Source organism: Bradyrhizobium sp. 604_D8_N2_3 (genome assembly GCF_051810765.1).
Classification (GTDB): Bacteria; Pseudomonadota; Alphaproteobacteria; order Rhizobiales; family Xanthobacteraceae; genus Bradyrhizobium; species Bradyrhizobium barranii.
The window spans coordinates 2,174,192-2,194,105 of sequence record NZ_JBPWPM010000001.1 but is presented as its reverse complement, the minus strand read 5'-3'; the positions used below and the strand labels follow the sequence as shown (position 1 = coordinate 2,194,105).

19 protein-coding genes are annotated in these 19,914 nt (G+C 63.9%); 6 read left to right on the top strand and 13 right to left on the bottom strand.

What is annotated here, in order from left to right; genetic code table 11:
• Positions 1-106: 106 nt before the first annotated feature.
• On the top strand, positions 107-313 hold the full coding sequence (locus AB7245_RS10230) for a YodC family protein (protein WP_028153663.1): 207 nt from the start codon (positions 107-109) through the stop codon (positions 311-313).
• Positions 314-389: 76 nt separating this feature from the next.
• On the opposite strand, the gene AB7245_RS10225 is transcribed toward AB7245_RS10230, so the two are convergent.
• The 4 genes from AB7245_RS10225 to AB7245_RS10210 form a co-directional block, all read right to left on the bottom strand.
• Positions 390-1,316, bottom strand: a complete 927-nt coding sequence (locus AB7245_RS10225; RefSeq protein ID WP_439034220.1) for an outer membrane protein — start codon at positions 1,314-1,316, stop codon at positions 390-392.
• A gap of 115 nt (positions 1,317-1,431) precedes the next feature.
• Positions 1,432-2,013, bottom strand: a complete 582-nt coding sequence (locus AB7245_RS10220) for a TetR/AcrR family transcriptional regulator (RefSeq protein ID WP_085402515.1) — start codon at positions 2,011-2,013, stop codon at positions 1,432-1,434.
• Positions 2,014-2,159: 146 nt separating this feature from the next.
• Entirely contained in the window at positions 2,160-3,626 is a 1,467-nt protein-coding gene (locus AB7245_RS10215) for an amidase family protein (protein ID WP_085402514.1), read from the bottom strand.
• A 299-nt stretch (positions 3,627-3,925) separates the two neighbouring features.
• Entirely contained in the window at positions 3,926-4,861 is a 936-nt protein-coding gene (locus tag AB7245_RS10210) for a LysR family transcriptional regulator (protein ID WP_063986632.1), read from the bottom strand.
• A 98-nt stretch (positions 4,862-4,959) separates the two neighbouring features.
• Here AB7245_RS10210 and AB7245_RS10205 point away from each other — a divergent pair, with 98 nt between their 5' ends.
• Complete coding sequence (locus AB7245_RS10205) at positions 4,960-5,286, top strand: hypothetical protein (protein ID WP_028158248.1); 327 nt, start codon at positions 4,960-4,962, stop codon at positions 5,284-5,286.
• Between the two features lie 138 nt (positions 5,287-5,424).
• Here AB7245_RS10205 and AB7245_RS10200 read toward each other — a convergent pair whose 3' ends face one another.
• From AB7245_RS10200 to AB7245_RS10190, 3 genes are all read right to left on the bottom strand, one after another.
• A complete protein-coding gene (locus tag AB7245_RS10200) occupies positions 5,425-6,123 on the bottom strand; it encodes a helix-turn-helix transcriptional regulator (protein ID WP_085402513.1) in 699 nt (232 codons plus the stop codon).
• A gap of 87 nt (positions 6,124-6,210) precedes the next feature.
• Entirely contained in the window at positions 6,211-7,140 is a 930-nt protein-coding gene (locus AB7245_RS10195) for an NAD(P)-dependent alcohol dehydrogenase (RefSeq protein WP_085402512.1), read from the bottom strand.
• On the bottom strand, positions 7,137-7,535 hold the full coding sequence (locus AB7245_RS10190; protein ID WP_439034219.1) for a nuclear transport factor 2 family protein: 399 nt from the start codon (positions 7,533-7,535) through the stop codon (positions 7,137-7,139). Before AB7245_RS10190 ends, AB7245_RS10195 begins: the two co-directional genes overlap by 4 nt.
• Before the next feature lie 231 nt (positions 7,536-7,766).
• Here AB7245_RS10190 and AB7245_RS10185 point away from each other — a divergent pair, with 231 nt between their 5' ends.
• Positions 7,767-8,774, top strand: coding sequence for a class I SAM-dependent methyltransferase (locus AB7245_RS10185; protein WP_161495872.1), 1,008 nt, complete (start codon positions 7,767-7,769; stop codon positions 8,772-8,774).
• 52 nt (positions 8,775-8,826) lie between these two features.
• Here AB7245_RS10185 and AB7245_RS10180 read toward each other — a convergent pair whose 3' ends face one another.
• The 6 genes from AB7245_RS10180 to AB7245_RS10155 all read right to left on the bottom strand — a co-directional run bounded on the left by AB7245_RS10180 (position 8,827) and on the right by AB7245_RS10155 (position 14,898).
• Positions 8,827-11,016: a PQQ-dependent dehydrogenase, methanol/ethanol family gene (locus AB7245_RS10180; protein WP_085402509.1), complete on the bottom strand. Its 2,190-nt coding sequence runs from the start codon at positions 11,014-11,016 to the stop codon at positions 8,827-8,829.
• A gap of 308 nt (positions 11,017-11,324) precedes the next feature.
• Positions 11,325-12,095, bottom strand: coding sequence for a sulfite exporter TauE/SafE family protein (locus tag AB7245_RS10175; RefSeq protein ID WP_028158256.1), 771 nt, complete (start codon positions 12,093-12,095; stop codon positions 11,325-11,327).
• Positions 12,092-13,348 carry a CCA tRNA nucleotidyltransferase gene (locus AB7245_RS10170; protein ID WP_085402508.1) on the bottom strand — a complete coding sequence of 419 codons (1,257 nt, stop codon included), beginning with the start codon at positions 13,346-13,348 and terminating at the stop codon, positions 12,092-12,094. Before AB7245_RS10170 ends, AB7245_RS10175 begins: the two co-directional genes overlap by 4 nt.
• Before the next feature lie 10 nt (positions 13,349-13,358).
• Positions 13,359-13,622 carry a DUF6111 family protein gene (locus AB7245_RS10165; protein ID WP_014497409.1) on the bottom strand — a complete coding sequence of 88 codons (264 nt, stop codon included), beginning with the start codon at positions 13,620-13,622 and terminating at the stop codon, positions 13,359-13,361.
• Complete coding sequence (locus AB7245_RS10160; RefSeq protein ID WP_085402507.1) at positions 13,619-14,290, bottom strand: CoA pyrophosphatase; 672 nt, start codon at positions 14,288-14,290, stop codon at positions 13,619-13,621. Before AB7245_RS10160 ends, AB7245_RS10165 begins: the two co-directional genes overlap by 4 nt.
• Positions 14,287-14,898, bottom strand: coding sequence for a DUF1285 domain-containing protein (locus AB7245_RS10155; RefSeq protein WP_085402506.1), 612 nt, complete (start codon positions 14,896-14,898; stop codon positions 14,287-14,289). Before AB7245_RS10155 ends, AB7245_RS10160 begins: the two co-directional genes overlap by 4 nt.
• A 258-nt stretch (positions 14,899-15,156) precedes the next feature.
• Between AB7245_RS10155 and AB7245_RS10150 the strand changes: the two genes are divergently transcribed.
• The 3 genes from AB7245_RS10150 to AB7245_RS10140 are packed head-to-tail and all read left to right on the top strand — an operon-like array spanning position 15,157 to position 19,909.
• Positions 15,157-16,155 carry an AAA family ATPase gene (locus tag AB7245_RS10150; RefSeq protein WP_071916189.1) on the top strand — a complete coding sequence of 333 codons (999 nt, stop codon included), beginning with the start codon at positions 15,157-15,159 and terminating at the stop codon, positions 16,153-16,155.
• Positions 16,155-17,099, top strand: coding sequence for a DUF58 domain-containing protein (locus AB7245_RS10145; RefSeq protein ID WP_063985164.1), 945 nt, complete (start codon positions 16,155-16,157; stop codon positions 17,097-17,099). Before AB7245_RS10150 ends, AB7245_RS10145 begins: the two co-directional genes overlap by 1 nt.
• On the top strand, positions 17,096-19,909 hold the full coding sequence (locus AB7245_RS10140; protein WP_063985165.1) for a DUF4159 domain-containing protein: 2,814 nt from the start codon (positions 17,096-17,098) through the stop codon (positions 19,907-19,909). The genes AB7245_RS10145 and AB7245_RS10140 overlap by 4 nt, the downstream gene beginning before the upstream one ends.
• Positions 19,910-19,914 lie beyond the last annotated feature (5 nt).

Here is a 19,914-nt window from a genome sequence, read left to right as displayed (position 1 = left end):
GTCTGTGCAAGCCGCAGCCAATTCACGGGTCCCATAGCCCGTGATCGGCCTGTCATGACGGCTTGCTAGCCTCCCCTCTCGTCGATCAACCCCGAAAGGACCATCCATGGAACTGAAAACCGGCGACGTCGTGATGCTGAAATCCGGCGGCCAGCCGCTGACCGTCGCAGAGGTGAAAGGCGACGACATCCTCTGCCTCTGGATGGGCTCGGAAGGCGATCTGTTCCGCGAGACACTGCCGCTGGCCGCGCTCGACCGCCTGGAAGTGGAAGATCACGACGAGGATGAGGACGAAGACGAGGATGACGAGTAGGCACGCCTAAGCGGCCTGCGATTGCGAGAAAGGGAGACCTGAAGTCTCCCTTTCTTCACGTCTTCAGATCCGCTGATCAGAAGCGATAGTTCACACCAACGCGGGCGATGTCGAAGCTCGGCTTGATATCGACGTGAGTCGCGATGACGCCCGTCAACCCGGCCGGCGATTGAAGCGAGCCGGTCAAGTTGTAGCCTTTCGTGCCGAAACCCATGTGCAGATACTCGCCCTTGACCGACCACCCTGCCCCCAGAGCATATTCGAAACCGCCGCCAACCGCGTAGCCGATCAGGACGGCGCTGTCAGAAGCGCTCATGGAGCCCAGCGGTCCCAGGGTTGGCGGGAAGAGGGCAGTGACGATACTGCCCGTAGCGTTCGCACTGACCTTGGTATCGGCCAACGCAATACCGCCGGTCGCGTAGAGCAACGCCGGCCCAAACGCATAACCCACTCGGCCACGGAAGGTCGCATACCAATCGGTGCTGACGGACGTGCTGCCGCTGAAATTGCCGCCGATGAAGACGGGAACAGCAATAGCCGAGTTGCCGGTGCTGGCCTTTGAATTGAGATACTGCCAATCAGCCTCGATGCCGAGCACCGTCTGCTCAATCTGCCAGTTGTAGCCGGCCTGGATGCCGGCGGTGACCCCATTACCGTTGCCGGACACGGGGTTGAAGGCATAGATGCCCGAACCGCCATTCGAGTTCACGATTGTCCCGGTGGCGTTCGACGCACCGTAGCTGCCCCAGCCATAACCAACGTTGCCGCCGATATAGAATCCCGTCCAGTTGCCCACCTGAGCGGGAGCCTTCGACGACATACGGACCGGCGCCAGATCCGCAGCCTGGGCTGTGATCGGGCCGAGAGCGACTGTCGACAGCAATACAAGCGAAAACTTCCTCATTTCAACACCCCCCTTATTGAGCCGCACTGGCGGCCTGCCAATCATCATGAAGCAAAACCAACGCAAAGCGCGATTGAATGCGCGAATCAGATCGCCCAATCGTTGCGCTCGGAGCCGGCGACGCCCTTCGCTGCTCGGGGCGGACAATGCGACGCCGTGTCTGCTCTGTTTGGTGAAGCGGACCTCGAGGGACTGCCTCTCCCGGCTTCCTAATCTAGCGAGAGGGAGCTCGTGCCAAGTGCAAGGCGGCCTCAACGCCGCCTTCCAGGATCTGCTCCGCCTGCGCAGCGTTGGGCACGGCCCGCGCGAACTGAAGGGTGCCCACCATGAGGCCGAAGATGGCGGTCGCGCGGCGGCGGCTCGCTGATGCATCTGCGTCAGGAAGCAGTGCGGCCAATGTCGCAACGTAGCTTCGCAGCCCCTTCTCGTAATCTTTCCTTGTGGACAGGGGCTGTCGGGCGATTTCGGGGAGCAACGCCGCCGAGGGGCATCCGCCCGTCGGGTCTTCGAGGTGAGCACGGTTCAGGTATCTCCGGATCGCGCCCTCAAGGTCCGGGCCGCTCCGCTGATCCTCATCGAGGCGATGTTGCTGGTCGTCGAGCGCGCTCGCCAGCGCCTCGCGAACGAGCGCATCTTTGGATTCGAAGTGCGGAGAGAATGCGCCTTTGGTCAGGCCGGCCTCGTCCATGATCCCGGCGATCCCGGTGGCGGAGATGCCGTTCCGGCGCATGCACTTCGACGCCACATCGATGATCTGCCGTCGCGTCGCCGCCTTATGACCTTTCTCGAAGCGCATCTTCTCTCCTCTCCACCAATATCCCGCAGCCCTTACGCTGCGGCCGCTTCCAGCAAAGCTTGGAGGTCGCGATCAAGTTGCTAGGCCACTGGATCGACATCATCGCGGCCAAACCGACTGAAAACGGATGCTGGTCGATCACGACGTTAGATCGCACTCGACTCTGCGCCCAAGATGCCCTCGATGCCGCGGGCAAGGTTTAGAAGCCCTCGGTCGCTCCCTAAGGGGGCATCCAGCTCAAGCCCAATCGGCAGCCCCGCGCGAGACAAGCCAACAGGAAGGCTGACACCGGGCAACCCCACGCTGCTTGCCGACACGGTGCGGTTCGCCAAAGCGAGGTAGCTAACTTCCTGCCCCCCGATATGGACGGTCGCCTGCTCCTCGATCAAAGGCGCCGTGCAGGGCGTGGTCGGTTGCAGAATGACCAGCGCCCCATGAGAGACGAACGCCGTGTTGAGTCGGCGCTGGATTTCCGGCCGGCTCACGTCGAGCGCAGTCTGATAGGCCTCTGCCGAGGTAGCACCTGCGCCACCCGGCAGCACGATGTGCCCCCACGCCTGCCGAAGTTGGGGCTTAAGGCCCTCATAAATGGCCTCGAACGTGGTCGGAATGTCATGGCGGCGAAGAAATTCCGAAATTTCGCCCATCGTCTCATGAGCGAAGATGCCCCATGTTGCGGTTTGGACGAGGGAATTGAAATCGTCGCCAAGATCTACTTCAACGATCTCGGCGCCGGCGTCCTGCAAGCGCCGAACCACCTCGCGGAAGCGGGTCTCGACTTCCGAGTCCACCAGATCCAGGAACTGTCGCGGCGCGAAGGCCAGCCGGACTCCCTTCAGGTCGTAGCCGCCGTTGGAGAACTCCGCAGCTTGTTCACCGGTCACGACCTGATCCACCAAAATGCAGTCCTCGACGTTTCGGGCGAACACGCCCGTCGTATCGAGCGTATGGGAGATCGGCGCAACGCCGTCGCGTGGCCAACGTCCAGTGGTTGGCTTGAAGCCCACGACCCCACAGAACGATGCGGGTACCCGGATGGACCCAACGGTGTCACCGCCCAAGGACGCGGGAACGATGCCGGCGGCCACGGATGCGGCGGAGCCGCTCGAGGAGCCGCCCGACACGCGATCTCGTGCGTGCGGATTCTTCACCTGGCCATAACGTGCGTTGTGACCAGTCAAGCCGTATGACATCTCGACGAGGTTGTTCTTGCCGAAGACCAAGGCGCCTGCCCCCTTAATGGCCCGGACAGCGTCGGCATCTTCGCGCGGCACGAAGTGAGCGAGGCCTTCGACGCCCAGGCTGGTAGGTAGCCCTTTCGTCAAATAACTGTCCTTCACCCCAAGCGGCACGCCAAGGAGCGGGGCCGCCGATCCGGCCGCACGCGATTTGTCTGCGGCCCTCGCGGCCGCGAGCACCCCGGCCTCGTCGATAGTGATGAAGGCGTTCAGCTCGGCAAGCGCTCGGGCGCGCTGTAAGAGCGCCGCGGTGTAGGCCTCCGAGGTGATGTCGCCGTTGCGAATCGCTGCTGCAGCGGTTGCGAGCCCAAGCGAGTCGACATCTGTGGTTTGTCGCGATGCGACGTGGCGTGAGGCCGTGGTCGTGTCGTCCATGAAATCCTCGCTAGGAGCTGTTTGGCGGCACCCGGCCGCCGCCCAACAGCGGCTCAGCTCGATGCCATTACGGTCACAATATTAAATTACGATCGTAATTCAATAGAATTGGTGGCCTCGCCGGGGACACATGAGCGTGAGGTGCCGATGGATTACGGGCAATGATTGGTTTCAACGGCGATTTCTGCTTTGGGTCACAAGCCGGCATCGACCCAGGGCGCTGGAACGTCTGCTAAGGGGCTAAAAGGCGACATGCGGCCTGTGGAGTCGGCACCGCTCCACGCCGGGTAGCGGCCAGCTCAAAGCTCGGAGACCAATTCCACCAAGATCTGACGCAGCCACGCATGAGATGGATCGTGATCGTAGGAAGCGTGCCAGAGCAGTGAAACAGCTACGTCCTGCAAATCCACCGGAGGCTGGCTCAGGCTAAGCTTGAGTTCTGTGGCGAACAACCGAGCGAGCCGCGCGTGCATTGTCACGACGACAGGTGCGCGTGCCACCAAGGCAGGGACAGTGAGGAAGCGAGGCGTGGTCAGGACAACCGTCCGCCGCAATCCAAGTTTCTCAAGGGCGTCGTCTACCACGCCGCGCACAGTCCGGCCCGGCCGCAGGCTCGTGAGAACATGAGGTAACCGCACATAATCTTCGAGCGAGATTTGGGCGTCGGTGATGCCCGTTATCTCCTTGTTGAACATGCACAGATAGCTCTCATTGAACAGCAGACGCCGCTTGTGGTGGATCTGGCCCTGAGGAAAGACGTCATAGCCAATAGCGAGGTCCAGTTCGTCGGCATCGAGATCATCCAGAAGTCTCGACGAGTCGATGTTGTAGAGCCGCAGATGGACGCCAGGCGCGACCTCGCGCAGGCGTGCGAGGAGAGCGGGAAGGACCAGGATTTCCATGCTGTCTGGGAGTCCGAACCTGAAGGTCCGCTCTGCCGTCGCTGGATCGAATGCGTCGTCGCGTGAGACAATCGTTTGGATTTGAGACAGCGTAGCCCGCACCGGCTCTACCAGCATCACTGCACGAGGAGTGAGGCGCAAGCCGTCGGGCCCTCGCGTCAGAAGCTCGTCGCCGAACAGGTCACGCAGGCGGGCGAGGTTGTGGCTCATCGCCGACTGACCAATGCCTACACGGCCCGCAGCTCGCGTGACGCTACGTTCGCGAAGCAAGGCATCGAGGTGAACCAGTAGGTTTAGGTCGAGATGGCTTAGATTGACGGCATCGATACCCATCATCGATCCAATCTGTTTGATCAATGAGCATAGGCCGCCCATCTTATGTGGCAAGGGAACGGAGGGCGTGGCCCACCGCCCAGCTAAAGGAGATCAACATGTCAATCCGCAGTAGCCTTTTAGCCGCCACACTAGCCTTAGCCGCTTTTGGAACCGCTCATGCAGATAGCCTCAGGCCAATTCAGGCAAAGAGCATCGATCTCGGCGGGGTGTCCGGCGTCGCCTATTACACCGTTGAGCGCGATGGGTTCCATGTCGTGACGACCCTTGCTCAGGGCGAGACGGGAACGCCAATCCGCGTAGTCTCTGTTCTTGCGCCAGGCCAAAGCGTTGTTCTCTCAACGTCCCAGCAGCCACGTGCGCTTGAAATCAGCCGGGCGGGCAACGAAGTGTTGGTCCGCAAGGCGGCGCCCGTCACAAATTAAGGTTCGAGCCTAGCGGGCGCGGTAATTTTCGGCGCCCGCTCTAACCCCGGAAGGCGTCAGGCGGCCCTCACGCCGGCGATGGTGAAGCGCACCAGCAGGTGATAGCTCGTCGGCATGGCGTCGGACCCGGTGGTGAGATCAGCCGAGAGTCTTGCGACGTTCCGCGTCGACTTGAGCCCGCCATTGCTTGACGAGATCGCGACGGCGACCGGGATAGCGTTCCGTCCTGAGCTTGATCTTTTCTATCCGATCCGCCCGGAATGAGCGGAAGTCCTTTCGCATTTCGCACCAGCCGGCAATGATGCGCCGGGAATCGAAAAAGCCGACGCCAATTGGCCAGATGATCCGCGTGGTCTTCGCGCCTTGCGGGTCGCGATACACAATGGAAAGCTTGTGTTGGTCGCGCATGGCTTGCCGCACGACGCGAAGGTCGACGGCTTCGGGTTGCTTCGGTCTGCGCCCTACGTGAAAGGCACTGTCGTCCAGCTTGTGTTGCAGCTCCGAGGGAAGGACCGCGCCAATTTTAGCGAGCGCGTCACGCGCCGCCAGCGCGAACTCATCATCAGTCTGGCGAGATACCCATTGGGCGCCCAGCGCCAAGGCTTGGATTTCCTGTTCCGAGAACATCAGGGGAGGAAGGAGGAAGCCGGGTTGCAAGACATAGCCAAAGCCAGGCTCACCGTCGATTTGTGCGCCCAAGCCCTGCAAGTCGGCGATGTCGCGATAAATCGTTCGCAACGACACACCCGCCTCAGCCGCAAGGTCGTTGCCCGACACCGGGGTGCGGTGCCGCCGCAAGATCTGCATGAGGTCGAATAATCGTTGGCTCTTCGACATAGACCAAGTCTAGCACGAATCCTGCCAAAAAATGGCAGTAGGCGTCGCGGGCGACGGGCGGCGGGGCTTTACTGGCCCAGACGGCATTTACATCGCTACCAGAGCCTTTCCGGCGAGCATGTGCCCGGCTTCAAGCGCCGCGATGAGCGGGATCGCATCGTTCAGACGCACGGTCTCAGCAACTGGCAAGCGCAGCTTTCCATTCGCCGAAGCGACGGCAAGGCCGTCAAGGATATCAGCCCGCGCGGTGCAGACGATCGGCTTGAGTTTCCGGTTGAAGATCGCACGGATGAACTTGATTGGCGCTGGATTGATATCGAGATACACGCCGCCTTCGCGAAGCAGGCCAACCCCGGCAGCAACCGCCATCGTTCCCGCCGTGTCATACACTACGTCGAAGCGTTCACGGATCTTCGACAGATCGGTGGCCCGATAATCGAAGAGAGGCTGGACGTCCAAGTCACGGGCTCGCTGCATCGCCTGCGCACTGCATGTCCCCGCGACGGTCGCCCCGAACATCTTTGCGAGCTGCACCGTGGCCTCGCCGACAGCGCCGGTGCAGCCGTTGATGAACACCTGGCTGCCGGATTTCAGGGCAGCCTTGTCCACGAGGCCGTTCCATGCGGTGACCCCCGGCGTAGCCAGGCAAGCCGCGTCCTCGAACGAGACTGAATCCGGCCTCCTGGCGACGAAGGTTTGGGGAGCGATGACGGCTTCCCCAAGCGCGCCGCCATGCTTTATCTGCGCCATGCCGAATACGGGATCGCCAATCTTGAAGCGCGTGACACCAGCGCCGACAGCGGTCACGATGCCGGAAAAATCGCTGCCCATGGCACGCGGAAATTTCTTCCCCGTCACCATTTTGAGATAGCCATTGCGCACCTTCCAATCGATGGGATTGATGGCGGCGAACTCGACCTTGACCGCGACTTCGCCGGTCCCCGGAGCCTTCAGCTCGAAGGCTTCGAGCTTCATCGTTTCAGGGCCGCCGTAGCTGTAATATTGAATCCGTTTCATGGTCGATCGTGCCTTAGTGCGGTTGGACGGTCGCCGTGTAGGCGGCGAACGGAGTCGCCGTCGTAGATCACTTCGGTCGACGCGATCTTGCCGTTCTTCACCTTGAGGAGTTCCGCGACGACGGCGTTGGCAACCGGATGGGTGTCCGCGCTGTAAACGACGACAGCCTGATCATCGTCGCCGTAGACGGCGAGAACCGTGACCTTCTTGATCATGCGGGCGAAACCCTCGTGGAATTCGCGAAACTTCTGCATGCCGGCGATCCGCCCGCGTGGCGACGTGCAAACAACGTCGTCCGCCGACACGGAAGTAATCGTATCCACGCTCCTGCTGGCGATGGCCTCGATGTAGGTCTTGGCGATCTGCAGCGCCTGGCCGTTGCTCTGGGTTTTCATCGTCTTCCTTTCAGTAAAAATGCCCTGAAAGAAGACCTAGCGCAGGCCAGTGACAGATTCTGGCAGTAGGAAATCGGCGCAGCCGAAGGCGCCTTCGCGCCGCGAGCGGCCTGCCTCGCCTGTGCTGTCCACTGCCCCGGACCTCGCGCTCCGCCAACCTTCATTTGAATGATGACGAGACAATTGGTCGCAACCACTTTCCACCGAAAGGCCTGAATGAGGTCGGGAGAGATGAGCACCTGTCCAGCATGCGGCAGTGGATCAACTGCCAAACTGTTTGAAGTGACCGCAGATCAGGCCTCTCGATCCTTCGTCAGTCCGCGCCAGTATCCGGATCGCTCTCGAAAGTTAATAAGCCACCTGTCGCTGCTCTGGGGCCGCGACACCTGCGATATCCGCAAATGCGCGGATTGCGGATTCGGATTTGCAGATCCGTTCGTCGCGGGCGGCGCCGAGTTTTATAACCTGGCCGCGCCGCACCCTTCCTATCCAACCATGAAATGGGAGTATGAGAGGACGATCGAGGAGCTGAGCGGCCTCGGCACTGCCGGAAAAACGGCGATCGATGTCGGGGCCGGGTTTGGCTATTTTCTCGATCACATCAAGGACAAACTCTTTCGCGCGTCCGATATTTACGCGGTCGATTACAACGAAGCAGCGCAACAGGCCTTGCGATCGAAAGGCTACAAGACCTTTTCGGTCGACCTTCGGGAGGATGGCTTCACTCCGATGAAGGAGGCCTTCGACATCATCTTCATGTTTCAGGTGTTCGAGCACATGGACCGGGTGGATGACGTCTTCGCGCGATTGAAATACCTTCTCAAGGCGCAAGGCTCTGTCTTCATCGCCGTGCCGAATGATATCCGAACGCACTACATGGAGGGCCACGGATCGCTCATCGACATGCCGCCGAACCACATTGGCCGCTGGACGAAGGACGCGTTTGACGCGGTATGTCGACGACACGGCCTGCAATTGAGCATTTGCGAGCGGGAACCATTCAATCTCCTGAAGTTTCTCAGGGAAGACATCGTGGACAGCTTTTTGCGCAGTGCAGAGAAACCGGGCAGCGTCAGTGAGTTCGTGCGCGGCCTGCCGCGAAGCAAAGCGCAGCGGATTGGGCAGGCCGTGATCGCACTTGCGCTTGCACCATTGCGCTTGCCGGCATGGGCCTACGCGGCCAGGAACTCATCGACGCTCGGCAGTGCGCTCTGGGTGAAGATCGACAAAGGCGCGTGATGAGCGGCCACGGTCGAACGGGCCGCTCGCCGCCGCAGCGCCTGCTGACTCATCACCTGCTCTTCGGTCTGATGGCGTCAACAGTTCCCTGTATGAAGGCCTGGAGTTTCCCGACGTCCCCTTCCGTCAACTTGCCGCTGAAATCCGGCATGCCCTGGTCGCGGAATGGACCGTGGAAGAGGATATGCCTCAGATTGGTGATCTCTTCGGCGCTGGCGTAGCCGAGATTGATGATGTTGCCGCCGCGGCCGACGCCAGGCACGCCGTGGCAGGCGACGCAGGCTGCCGCGACATAGATCTCGCCGCCTTCCCTGATGTCCTTCGGATCATACTTCACGCCCTGCAGCAGACCTTCGGTCTGATATTTGACGAACGCTGGCAGCTTCGCCGTGCCGCCGAGTGCGTATGTGTAGATCGTTCCCGGGTTCTGGTACTCGGTCGCGCGGTGCGTCAGGCCGTAGGATCCGCCCCAGCCGACAGCAATCGAGATGTATTGCCTGTCGTCGACCATGTAGGTTGCGGCGGCCGCCACCGCGCCGGTGCCGGTCGGCATTTCCCACAGCTTGGTTCCGTTTGCTGCATCATAAGCGACGAAGCGGCCATCCGCCGTCCCCTGGAAAACCAGGTTGCCGGCGGTGGTCAGCGTCCCGCCGTTCCACGGCGACACGTGCTCGACGCGCCAGACTTCCTTTTGATGCACCGGATCCCAGGCGAGCAGACGTCCGAATGGGGCCGACTTCGGAGGGTTGAAAACGAAACCGATATTCCCGCCCAGCAAGCCGCCGAGCTTGCCCGGCGCAGCAGCATTCTGCGCGAACGACTTTTCCGGCGACAGATTGACCGGGATGTGCTGCGCCGGAAGGTAGACGAGGCCGGTCAGCGGATTGAACGACATCGGCTGCCAATTGTGAGCCCCGTCCGGTCCCGGAATCGACTCGTATTGATCTGCGTCGCGCGCCGCCGGCAGCTCAATCGGCCGTCCGTTGGCGTCGTATCCCGTCGCCCAATTCACATCGACAAAATTCTTCGCCGAGATGAACTTGCCGTTGGTGCGATCGATGACGAAGAAGAAGCCGTTTTTCGGCGCGTGCAGGATCACCTTGCGCGGCACAACGTCGATCTTGATGTCGGCCAGGATCATCGGCTGGGTCGATGTATAGTCCCAATTGTCGCCGGGCGTCTCCTGATAGTGCCAGATATACCGGCCCGTGTCGGCGTTGAGCGCGACGATCGAGCCCAGATAGAGATTGTCGCCACCCGACGGACTGCGAAGCTTGCGATTCCAAGGGCCGCCGTTGCCAGTGCCGACATAGACCATGTTCAGATCGGGATCGAACGTGATCGAGTCCCATGGCGCGCCACCGCCGCCGTTGATCCAATACTTCCCTGAGGGATCCCAGGTCTTCGCCGCGGCTTCCATCGAGGCGTCTTCAAATGGCTTCGATGGATCGCCGGGCACGGTGAACCAGCGCCAGAGCTGATGACCGGTCTCGCTGTCGTAGGCCGTGACGTAGCCGCGCACACCATATTCGGCACCGCTCTGGCCGATCACGACCTTGCCGTTGAAGACGCGCGGCGCGCCGGTGATCGTGTAGGAATGATCGTGATCGATCAGCGTGTCCGTTTCCCAGATCTTGGCCCCGGTCGCTGCATCGAGCGCGATCAGGCGCCCGTCATAGGCGGCTTCGAAGACCTTGCCCTTGTAGAGTGCGAGGCCACGGCTGACAGCGTCGCAGCACCCGCGATAGGTCTTTGACCGGTCAACACCCGGATCGAACGACCAGATTTTTATTCCGGTCCGCACGTCAATGGCATGGACCACATTCCAGGGGGCCGACTGATACATGATGCCGTCGACGACGAGGGGCGTTGCCTCGATGCCGCGCGATGATTCCAGATTGTAACTCCAGACGAGCCCGAGATCCCTGACGTTGTCAGTGTTGATCTGATTGAGCTTGCTGAACCGCGTTTCGGCGTAGTCGAGGCCGACGGTCGGCCAATCCCTGGATCTCTTCGTATTGGCTTCAATGAAGTCGCTGTCGACTCTCGAGATATTCGCCTTGATGCGGTCCGGCTTCGCCTCGGTCCCACTCTGCGCCCATGCACTGGAAGGGAGAGAAAGACCCAGGAGAGCAGGAAAGAGAACAAGAACAGCACTGATCTCCCGGAAGGCAATCTGAATCCTGGACCGATTGCTCGACTTTTTTTCAGGCCATTGGCACTCTGTGTTGGATCGTCCCATGCCTCACCTTCCTCCGTGCATGTCGAGACCACGATGCGTGCGCATGCCTGCGCCCGCTTCCGTTGATATGAAGTCTCAAACCTGCCTCGACGGTGCTACTGAAGCATTTCAGTCCTGACATGCCCGATTGCAGTTGTAAGAAAGCGTCCTGCTTGGCCCACCGGCCGACGGCCGTCATCGGCGGAAATCTTTTCAACCCTCGGCAGTCAGGATCGGCCGTTTCGGCTAGCATTTGGTGGCGTGCAAGCATCGGGACGGAATGTCCGTCCTTGAAAGGACATCGCGAACGCCAATCGGACCGGAGTCATCTATGCGATCAGCGACCTTGCCGCCGCCGAGATCATCACCAGCCCGCCGGTGATGACAGCGACATCGAGGATCGCCGTGTGGATATGCACCGGCATGCGTTCGACAAAAGCCTTTGCGAGGAATGCGCCGGGGATCGCAATCGCGCCGATCAGCAGCGCGAAGGCGAGCACCTGTGCGGTGACGGCGCCGGCCAGCCCGAACACCGAGATCTTGATGAGGCCGGTGCCGAGCGAGATCATCGCGTCGGTCGCGATCACGGCGGCGCCTTCGAGACCTGCGGCCATCAGCAGCGAGAGCAGGATCACGCCGGAGCCGGAGGTGCCGCCGACCAGCACGCCATAGCCGACCGAGCCGGCCGCAAGGCCGGTGTCGCCGATCCTGACCTGGCGGCGGCGGAGCACGCGGCGCAGCGGCACGCTGAGGATCAGCATGGAGCCGATCACGAGCGCGGCGCCCGCATTGGTCAGCCGCGTGTAGCCGTAGGCGCCGAGCGCGGTCGTCAGCGCCGCACAGGCGAGCACGATCAGCGCGCGGCGGCGGTCGGCATAGCGCAGATAGGCGAGCGCACGGCTCGAATTGGTGAAGATCGCGGAGATCGCGATGATCGGCACCACGGGCTCGGCGCCGACCAGCGGCACCAGCACGAGCGGCATCAGCGCGCCGGTGCCGTAGCCGGCGAGACCACCGATGATCGAAGCAAACAACGCCATCAACGCGACCAGCAGGAGCTGAAGGATCGAGATGTCGGCGAAGCCTGAGACGATGGTCACGTTCTCTCATCGCGGCTGACGCGTGCCGCTGCTTGATCGGCGATGGAAGCGAGCGCGGCTTCCTCTAGGGGAAAATCCGCCGCAAGCCAAGCGTCCTCGGCAAGCGTCAGCACATGCCCGAGCGCGGGTCCTTCCGCCATGCCGCGGGCGATGAAGTCGGCGGCGCGAAGCGGAAATTTCGGCGCAATCCAGCGCTGCGGCAGCTCGGCGAGCGCACGCCAGCGCGACGATCCGACGTCGCCGCCGGCCCGCGCCCAGCCGAGCAACACGCGATCGTGATAGCGCTCCGCGCCGAGCCGGTAGAGCAACCGTCGCGCATTGGCCTCGTCCTTGGTGGCGAAGCGCCACCAGCGATGCCCCATCGAATCCAGCGCCTTGCTTTCTACATTGGAGAGCCGCAAGCGCGTGGCGACGCGCTTGGCATCTTCGGTCACGGCGACCGTCAGCGCGGCGAGCCGCCGCGTGCTGCTTGCCGGCAAGCCAAGCTCGCCCTCGATCGCGATCATGGCCGACAGCGGCCCGGTATAGACGACGCCTCCGCTCAGCGCTTGCAGCAACCCGCCATCCGCCATCGCGACCGCAGCGTCAGAGGCACCGTGAGCGACCAGCAGCTTCAGCATCTCCATGCGCACCCGCTCGGCCGACAGGCTCGCAAGACCCGCGCGGCCGCGGATGCAGGCGAGATAGCCGTCGCGGTCGGGCTCGCCGGCCCCGAAGGCGGCGTGGATGCGGAAGAAGCGCAGGATGCGCAGGAAATCCTCGGCGATGCGCTGGTCGGGATCGCCGATGAAGCGCACGCGTCGCGCGGCCGCATCCGCGATCCCGCCGACATAGTCGTAGACGACGCCCATCGCATCGGCCGAAAGTCCATTCATGGTGAAGTCGCGGCGCTCGGCGTCCTTCACCCAGTCGCGGCCGAACGCGACCTTGGCCTTGCGGCCGAAGGTCTCGGTGTCCTCGCGCAGCGTCGTGACTTCGTAAGGCGTGCCGTCGATGACCAGCGTGATGGTGCCGTGGTCGATGCCGGTCGGCACGCTCTTGATGCCGGCAGCCTTGGCGCGCCGCATCACCTCGTCGGGCCGCGCCGTGGTCGCGATGTCGATGTCGCCGGGCACGAGACCGAGCAACGCATTGCGCACGGCGCCGCCGACCACGCGCGCTTCCTCGCCGTTGCCGTTGAGCAGCGTCAGGACGCGCGCCGTCCCGCCAGAGGTCAGCCAGGGCGCATTGGCGAGTAACGGCTCTGCGCTCATGGTCCAGCCCCTATTTTTCCACGCCCGGCACGAGCCTGCCGTTCTCGATATGGGCGGGAACGTAGGTCGAGTCCGGTGCGGCGCCGGAGAAATGCGCGAAGCCGATCAGCCCCGCGATGACAAGCACGAGCGCGGCCAGGACAAGGCGCGCGACGACGGTGACCGGCCAGGACGATCGCGCGAACAGGCCGGAGCGGGTGGCGGCCAGGAACAGCGCATAGACGGCAAAGGGGATGAGGAAAATTCCGATCTCGGTCAGAACCGGCCGGATCATGATGAGTAGATCCGCTCATACAGCACACGCAACATTCCGGCCGTCGCACCCCAGATGTAGCGTTCCGCGAACGGCATCGCGTAGTAAAAGCGCTCCATGCCGCGGAATTCCTTGCTGTGCACCTGGTGGTTCACCGGGTTCATCAGGAAGGATAGCGGCACCTCGAAGGCATCATCAACCTCCGAATGGTTGATGGCGAGCTCGAAGCCGGGCCGCACCTTGGCGACCGTCGGCAGGATGCGGAAGCCGAAAGCGGTGCCGTAGAGATCGAGATAGCCGATCGGCTCGACGAAGTCTCTGGACAGGCCGACCTCCTCCTCGGCCTCGCGCAAAGCCGCATCGAGCGGCGAGGCGTCGGTCGCGTCGATCTTGCCGCCGGGGAAAGCGATCTGGCCGGCGTGGTCGTTGAGATGCGCCGAGCGCTGCGTCAGCAGGATGGTCGGCTCGGGACGGTCGACCACGGCGATCAGGACCGCAGCCGGCCGCACCGGCTGCTCGCGCGCGACGATCTCGAGCATCTTGTCGGTGCCGGGATCGCCCGAGGCGGGGATGACGTTCGGATCGTAGAGGCCGGGCGGCACGTCGAAGCCGAGCCTCGCCCGGGATCGGGCGAAGAAATCGGCCGCGCCGATCACGACCGGACCGCTCTTCAGGATAGGCTTGTTCAAAGTGCGGCCCTCACCTGCTCCGCGTCGGCCATGGCGAAGAATTCGCCGGCCGACTCGACGCCGAACATCGGCTGGCCATCGACCATCCGCTCCTCACCCATGTCAACCAGATCGTAGTAGAGCGCGCGGGTAACCTTGGCCCAGAGATCGGCGCGGACATGCAGGTATGGTGTCAGCCCGCCCTCCCTGGCCTGCTCGAAGCGCAGCCGGTGCGCGGCATCGCAGGTGACCCAGTCGTCGACATTGGTGCGGAAGCGGAGCACGCGATGGTTGTCCTCGCCGTCCTGCTGCATCTCGACCGCCATGAACGGCGCGTCGTCGACGCGGATGCCGACCTTCTCCACGGGCGTGACGAGGAAATGCTTGCCGCCCTCGCGCTTCAGGATGGTCGAGAACAGGCGGACCAGGGCGTGTCGTCCGATCGGCGTGCCCATGTAGAACCAAGTACCGTCAGAAGCGATTCGGATGTCGAGATCGCCGCAAAACGGCGGATTCCACAGATGCACCGGCGGCAGGCCCTTCTTGGCGCCTTCGGCATCGGCGGCACTTTTGGCGGCGGCAGTCAGCCCCTCAAGACCTCGATCGGCGCTCTGCCCTTGGTTCGCCATGGTTTGCCCTGACTTTGTCTGTTGGCACGATTGGTGCAGGTTTTACGTTGTACCCGGGTGCGCGGTTCCACACCGGATTAACCCGGTGTGGAGGTCGCCACTTCGTGATGCCCTACATATCCCTAAGCCGATAAGGTGGGGATAGGTTAATTCAACGAATACATGGCCTTCCTGCAAGTCTAGCATAGGGCCCATGTGCGACTTGTGATGATCTGACGACGCAAGCAGGCCGCGTGGCGGACTTTAAGGAGCTGACGGATGGCGGAAAGTGTCGAGAAACTGGAAGACGGAATCGTCCGTTCGGCCGAGCAGGTGTCGAGCCAGATTCGCGCGGCGAAAGACGCAATCGCGTCCGTCATCTTCGGCCAGGATCGGGTGATCGAGAACACGCTCGTCACCATCCTCTCCGGCGGTCATGCGCTGCTGATCGGCGTGCCCGGCCTCGCCAAGACCAAGCTGGTCGAGACGCTCGGCATCACGCTGGGCCTCGACGCCAAGCGCATCCAATTCACGCCCGATTTGATGCCGTCGGACATTCTCGGCGCCGAAGTGCTCGACGAGAGCACCGCCGGCAAGCGCTCCTTCCGCTTCATCTCCGGTCCCGTGTTCGCGCAGCTGCTGATGGCCGACGAGATCAACCGCGCCAGCCCGCGCACGCAGTCGGCGCTGCTCCAGGCGATGCAGGAGCAGCACATCACCGTCGCCGGCGCGCGTCACGACCTGCCGAAGCCGTTCCACGTGCTCGCCACGCAAAACCCGCTCGAGCAGGAAGGCACCTATCCGCTGCCGGAAGCCCAGCTCGACCGCTTCCTGATGGAGATCGACGTCGACTATCCCGATCGCGACGCCGAGCGCCGCATCCTGTTCGAGACCACGGGTGCCGAGGAGACGCTGGCGAAGGGATCGATGAACGCAGATGCGCTGATCACTGCGCAGCGGCTGATCCGCCGTCTGCCGGTCGGCGATTCCGTGGTGGAGGCGATCCTGTCGCTGGTCCGCTCGGCCCGTCCGGGCGAGGAGAGCGGCGAGACCGGCAAGTTCATCGCCTGGGGTCCCGGCCCGCGCGCCAGCCAATCCTTGATGCTCGCCGTGCGCGCACGCGCGCTGATCGACGGACGCCTGGCGCCCTCGATCGACGACGTGCTCGACCTCGCCGAGCCCATATTGAAGCACCGCATGGCGCTGACGTTCCAGGCGCGCGCCGAAGGCCGCACGATTCCGGACGTGATCAAACAATTGAAGGCTCGGATCGGTTGATGGCCGCAGACAACGGGCACACAGCGAAGGAGATCATCGCGATCCGACGTGCCGATGGCGAAAGCCGTACGCTCGCCGCTTCGCTGCCGCGCCTGGTGCTCGAAGCCCGCCGTATCGCCGCCAACGTCATCCACGGCCTGCACGGAAGGCGCCGCGCCGGTTCCGGTGAAAATTTCTGGCAATACCGCCGCTTCGTCTCCGGCGAGCCGGCGCAGAACGTCGACTGGCGCCGCTCGGCGCGCGACGACCATCTCTATGTGCGCGAGCTTGAATGGGAAGCCTCGCACACGGTCTGGATCTGGCCCGATCGCTCGCCCTCGATGGCGTTCGCCTCCAAGACCGCGCGCGAATCCAAGCTCGAGCGGACGCTGATCGTCGCCTTCGCGCTGGCCGAGCTGCTGGTCTCGGGCGGCGAACGCGTCGGCATTCCCGGACTGATGGCGCCGACCGCGAGCCGCAGCGTCATCGACAAGATGGCGCAGGCGATGCTGCATGACGATGCCGACCGGCTGAGCCTGCCGCCGTCCTTCGTGCCTTCCGCGCTCGCCGAGATCATCGTGCTGTCGGATTTCTGGTCGCCGATCGCGGAGATCAAATCCACGCTCGCGGGCCTGTCCGGCTCCGGCGCGCATGGCACGATGGTGCAGGTGGTCGATCCCGCCGAAGAGTCGTTCCCTTATTCCGGCCGCGTCGAGTTCGTCGAGCCCGAGGGCTTCGGCGTGATCACGGCGGGCCGCGCCGAGAGCTGGGCGCAGGACTACACCGCGCGGCTCGCGCTGCACCGCGACCAGATCCGCGCCGAGACCAGCAGACTCAACTGGCTGTTCACGACCCATGCGACCGACCGCTCCGCCGCCGAGCTCTTGCTGTTCCTGCATGCCGGCATGCAGGTGAGCAAATCGGGCACCCGCACCACGACGATCAAGGTGGGGCCGGCCGCATGATGGGATTGCCGCTCGCCTTCACCGAACCGCTGCTCCTGATCGGCCTCGTCAGCCTGCCCGTGCTGTGGTGGCTGCTGCGCGTGATGCCGCCGCGGCCGCGCCGCATCGAGTTTCCGCCGACGCGCCTGCTGTTCGACATCGCACCTCGCGAAGAGACGCCCTCGCGGACGCCGTGGTGGCTGACCGCGCTGCGGCTCCTGGCTGCGGCGCTCGTCATTTTCGCCGCCGCCGGCCCGATCTGGAATCCGCAAACAGGCGCCGCCGGCAGCAAGGCGCCGCTGATGATCATGTTCGACGACGGCTGGAGCGCCGCATCGCACTGGGATGTCAGGGTCAGGGCCGCCGACGAGCTGATCGCCAATGCCGACAACGACCGCCGCGCAATCGCGCTGGTGCCGCTGTCCGAGCCGAACCGCGACATCACCCTGATGCCGGCGGGTGCGGCGCGCGTCGCACTGCGCCAGCTCGCGCCAAAGCCCTACTCGATCGATCGCGTTGAAACCCTGACCGCCATCGACCGCTTCCTGAAGGCCACCGGCGACTGCGAGATCGCCTGGCTGTCAGATGGCGTCGATACCGGCCGTGGCGAGGATTTCGTGCAGGGCCTGGGCAAGACCATCGGAGATCGCAGCTTGACGGTGTTCGAGGGCGGCACGTCCTCCCCGCTGGCGCTCGTCGCCGCCGAGAACGCCGCCGCCAAGATGACGGTGAAGGTGCTGCGCACCGACAGCGGCATCGCCGTCGGCACCGTGCGCGCGCTGGACCAGAAGTCCTCACCGATCGGCGAAGCGCGTTATTCGTTCGGCCCGCAGGACAAGGAAACCGAAGCCTCGTTCGACCTGCCGGTCGAGCTGCGCAACGACATCACGCGGCTCGATATATCGGGCGAGCGTTCGGCCGGCGCGGTGCAGCTGCTCGACAAGCGGTGGCGCCGCCGCGCCATCGGCATCGTCACCGGCACGACCAGCGAGACCGCGCAGCCGCTGCTGGCGCCGACCTTCTACCTGACCCGTGCGCTGGCGCCGTTCGCCGACGTGCGGCTCGCCGACCGGGGCTCGCCGCAGCAGGGCATCACCCAATTCCTCGACCAGAAGCTGCCGATGATCATCCTCGCCGATGTCGGCACCGTCGCTCCTGAAATCCGCGAGCGCCTCAACGCCTGGATCGACCAGGGCGGCGTGCTGGTGCGCTTCGCCGGTCCAAGGCTCGCGCAGGCCGAGGACGATCTCGTGCCGGTCAAGCTGCGCAAGGGCGGCCGCACGCTCGGCGGCAGCCTGACCTGGGAGAAGCCGCAGCATCTCGCCGCCTTCGCGGCGAACGGCCCATTTGCCGGCGTCGCCGTCCCCAAGGACGTCACCGTGAACCGCCAGGTCCTGGCCGAGCCCGACGCGGTGCTCGCCACCAAGAGCTGGGCCTCGCTGGAAGACGGCACGCCGCTCGTCACCGGCGAGCATCGCGGCAAGGGCCTGGTCAGCCTGTTCCACGTCAGCGCTGACATGCGCTGGTCTGACCTGCCGATGTCGGGCACCTTCGTCGAAATGCTGCGCCGGGTCGTCGACATGTCCGGCTACACCGCCAAGCCCGGGCCCGGGGTCGCGGCCGAGGCGAGCACCGAGACGGTGGCGCCGCTGCACATCCTCGACGGCTTCGGCGCGTTCGGCCCGCCACCGGCCACCGCAAAGCCGCTGCCTGCGGATTATCGCGACCGCGCTACGCCTGATCATCCGCCCGGCTTCTATGGTCCGGCAGAAGGACCGCTCGCCGTGAACACGCTCGCCGCTTCCGACCGCATCGCCGCGCTGAACACCGCAGGCCTGCGCGCCCGGCACGCGACCTACACCAATGCCGAGCCGCGCGACCTGCGCGGCTGGCTGCTGTCGACGGCGCTCGCACTGTTCCTGATCGACGCCATCATCGTCGCGGTGCTCGGCGGCGGGATCGCCGCGCTGCTGCGCCGGCGCGCCGCGACAGCCATGATCGTCGTCGGGCTGGCGCTTGCAGGCCTGGTGTCGCTTGCGCCCGCGCCGTCGCGCGCCGATGGCGCGTCCGACGAGTTCGCCATGAAGGCGGTGTCGCAAACCCGCCTCGCCTATGTCGTCACCGGCAATGCCGACGTCGATTCCATCGTCAAGGCCGGCATGTCCGGTCTGACGCAATTCCTTGCGCAGCGCACCGCGCTGGAAGCCGGCGATCCCGTCGGCATCGATCCCGGACGCGACGAGCTCGCCTTCTTCCCGCTGATCTACTGGCCGATCGTGCCGGGCGCGCCCAAGCCGCCGCAGGATGCCATCAACAAGATCGACGCCTACATGAAGCAGGGCGGCACCGTTCTGTTCGACACCCGCGACGCGATCGAAGCGCCGCCCGGCGAGAACGGCGCCGCACAGACCCCGGGCATGCAGACGCTGCGCGAGATCCTGTCGTCGCTCGACGTGCCTGAGCTCGAACCGGTGCCGCGCGAGCACGTGCTGACCAAGACTTTTTATCTGCTGCGCGACTTCCCGGGCCGTTTCAGCACCGGCCAGACCTGGGTCGAGGCCTTGCCGCGCGATGAGGACGACGACAGCGCGCAGCGGCCGGCCCGCGGCGGCGACGGCGTCTCGCCCATCATCATCACCTCGAACGATCTGGCCGGCGCCTGGGCGCAGCGGCTCGACGGTCAGTTCATGCTGCCGATGTCCGGCGGCGACGCCCGCCAGCGCGAATTCGCCTACCGCGCCGGCGCCAACATCGTGATGTACACCCTGACCGGCAACTACAAGGCCGACCAGGTGCACGCACCGGCCCTGATCGAACGGCTGGGGCAATAGGATCG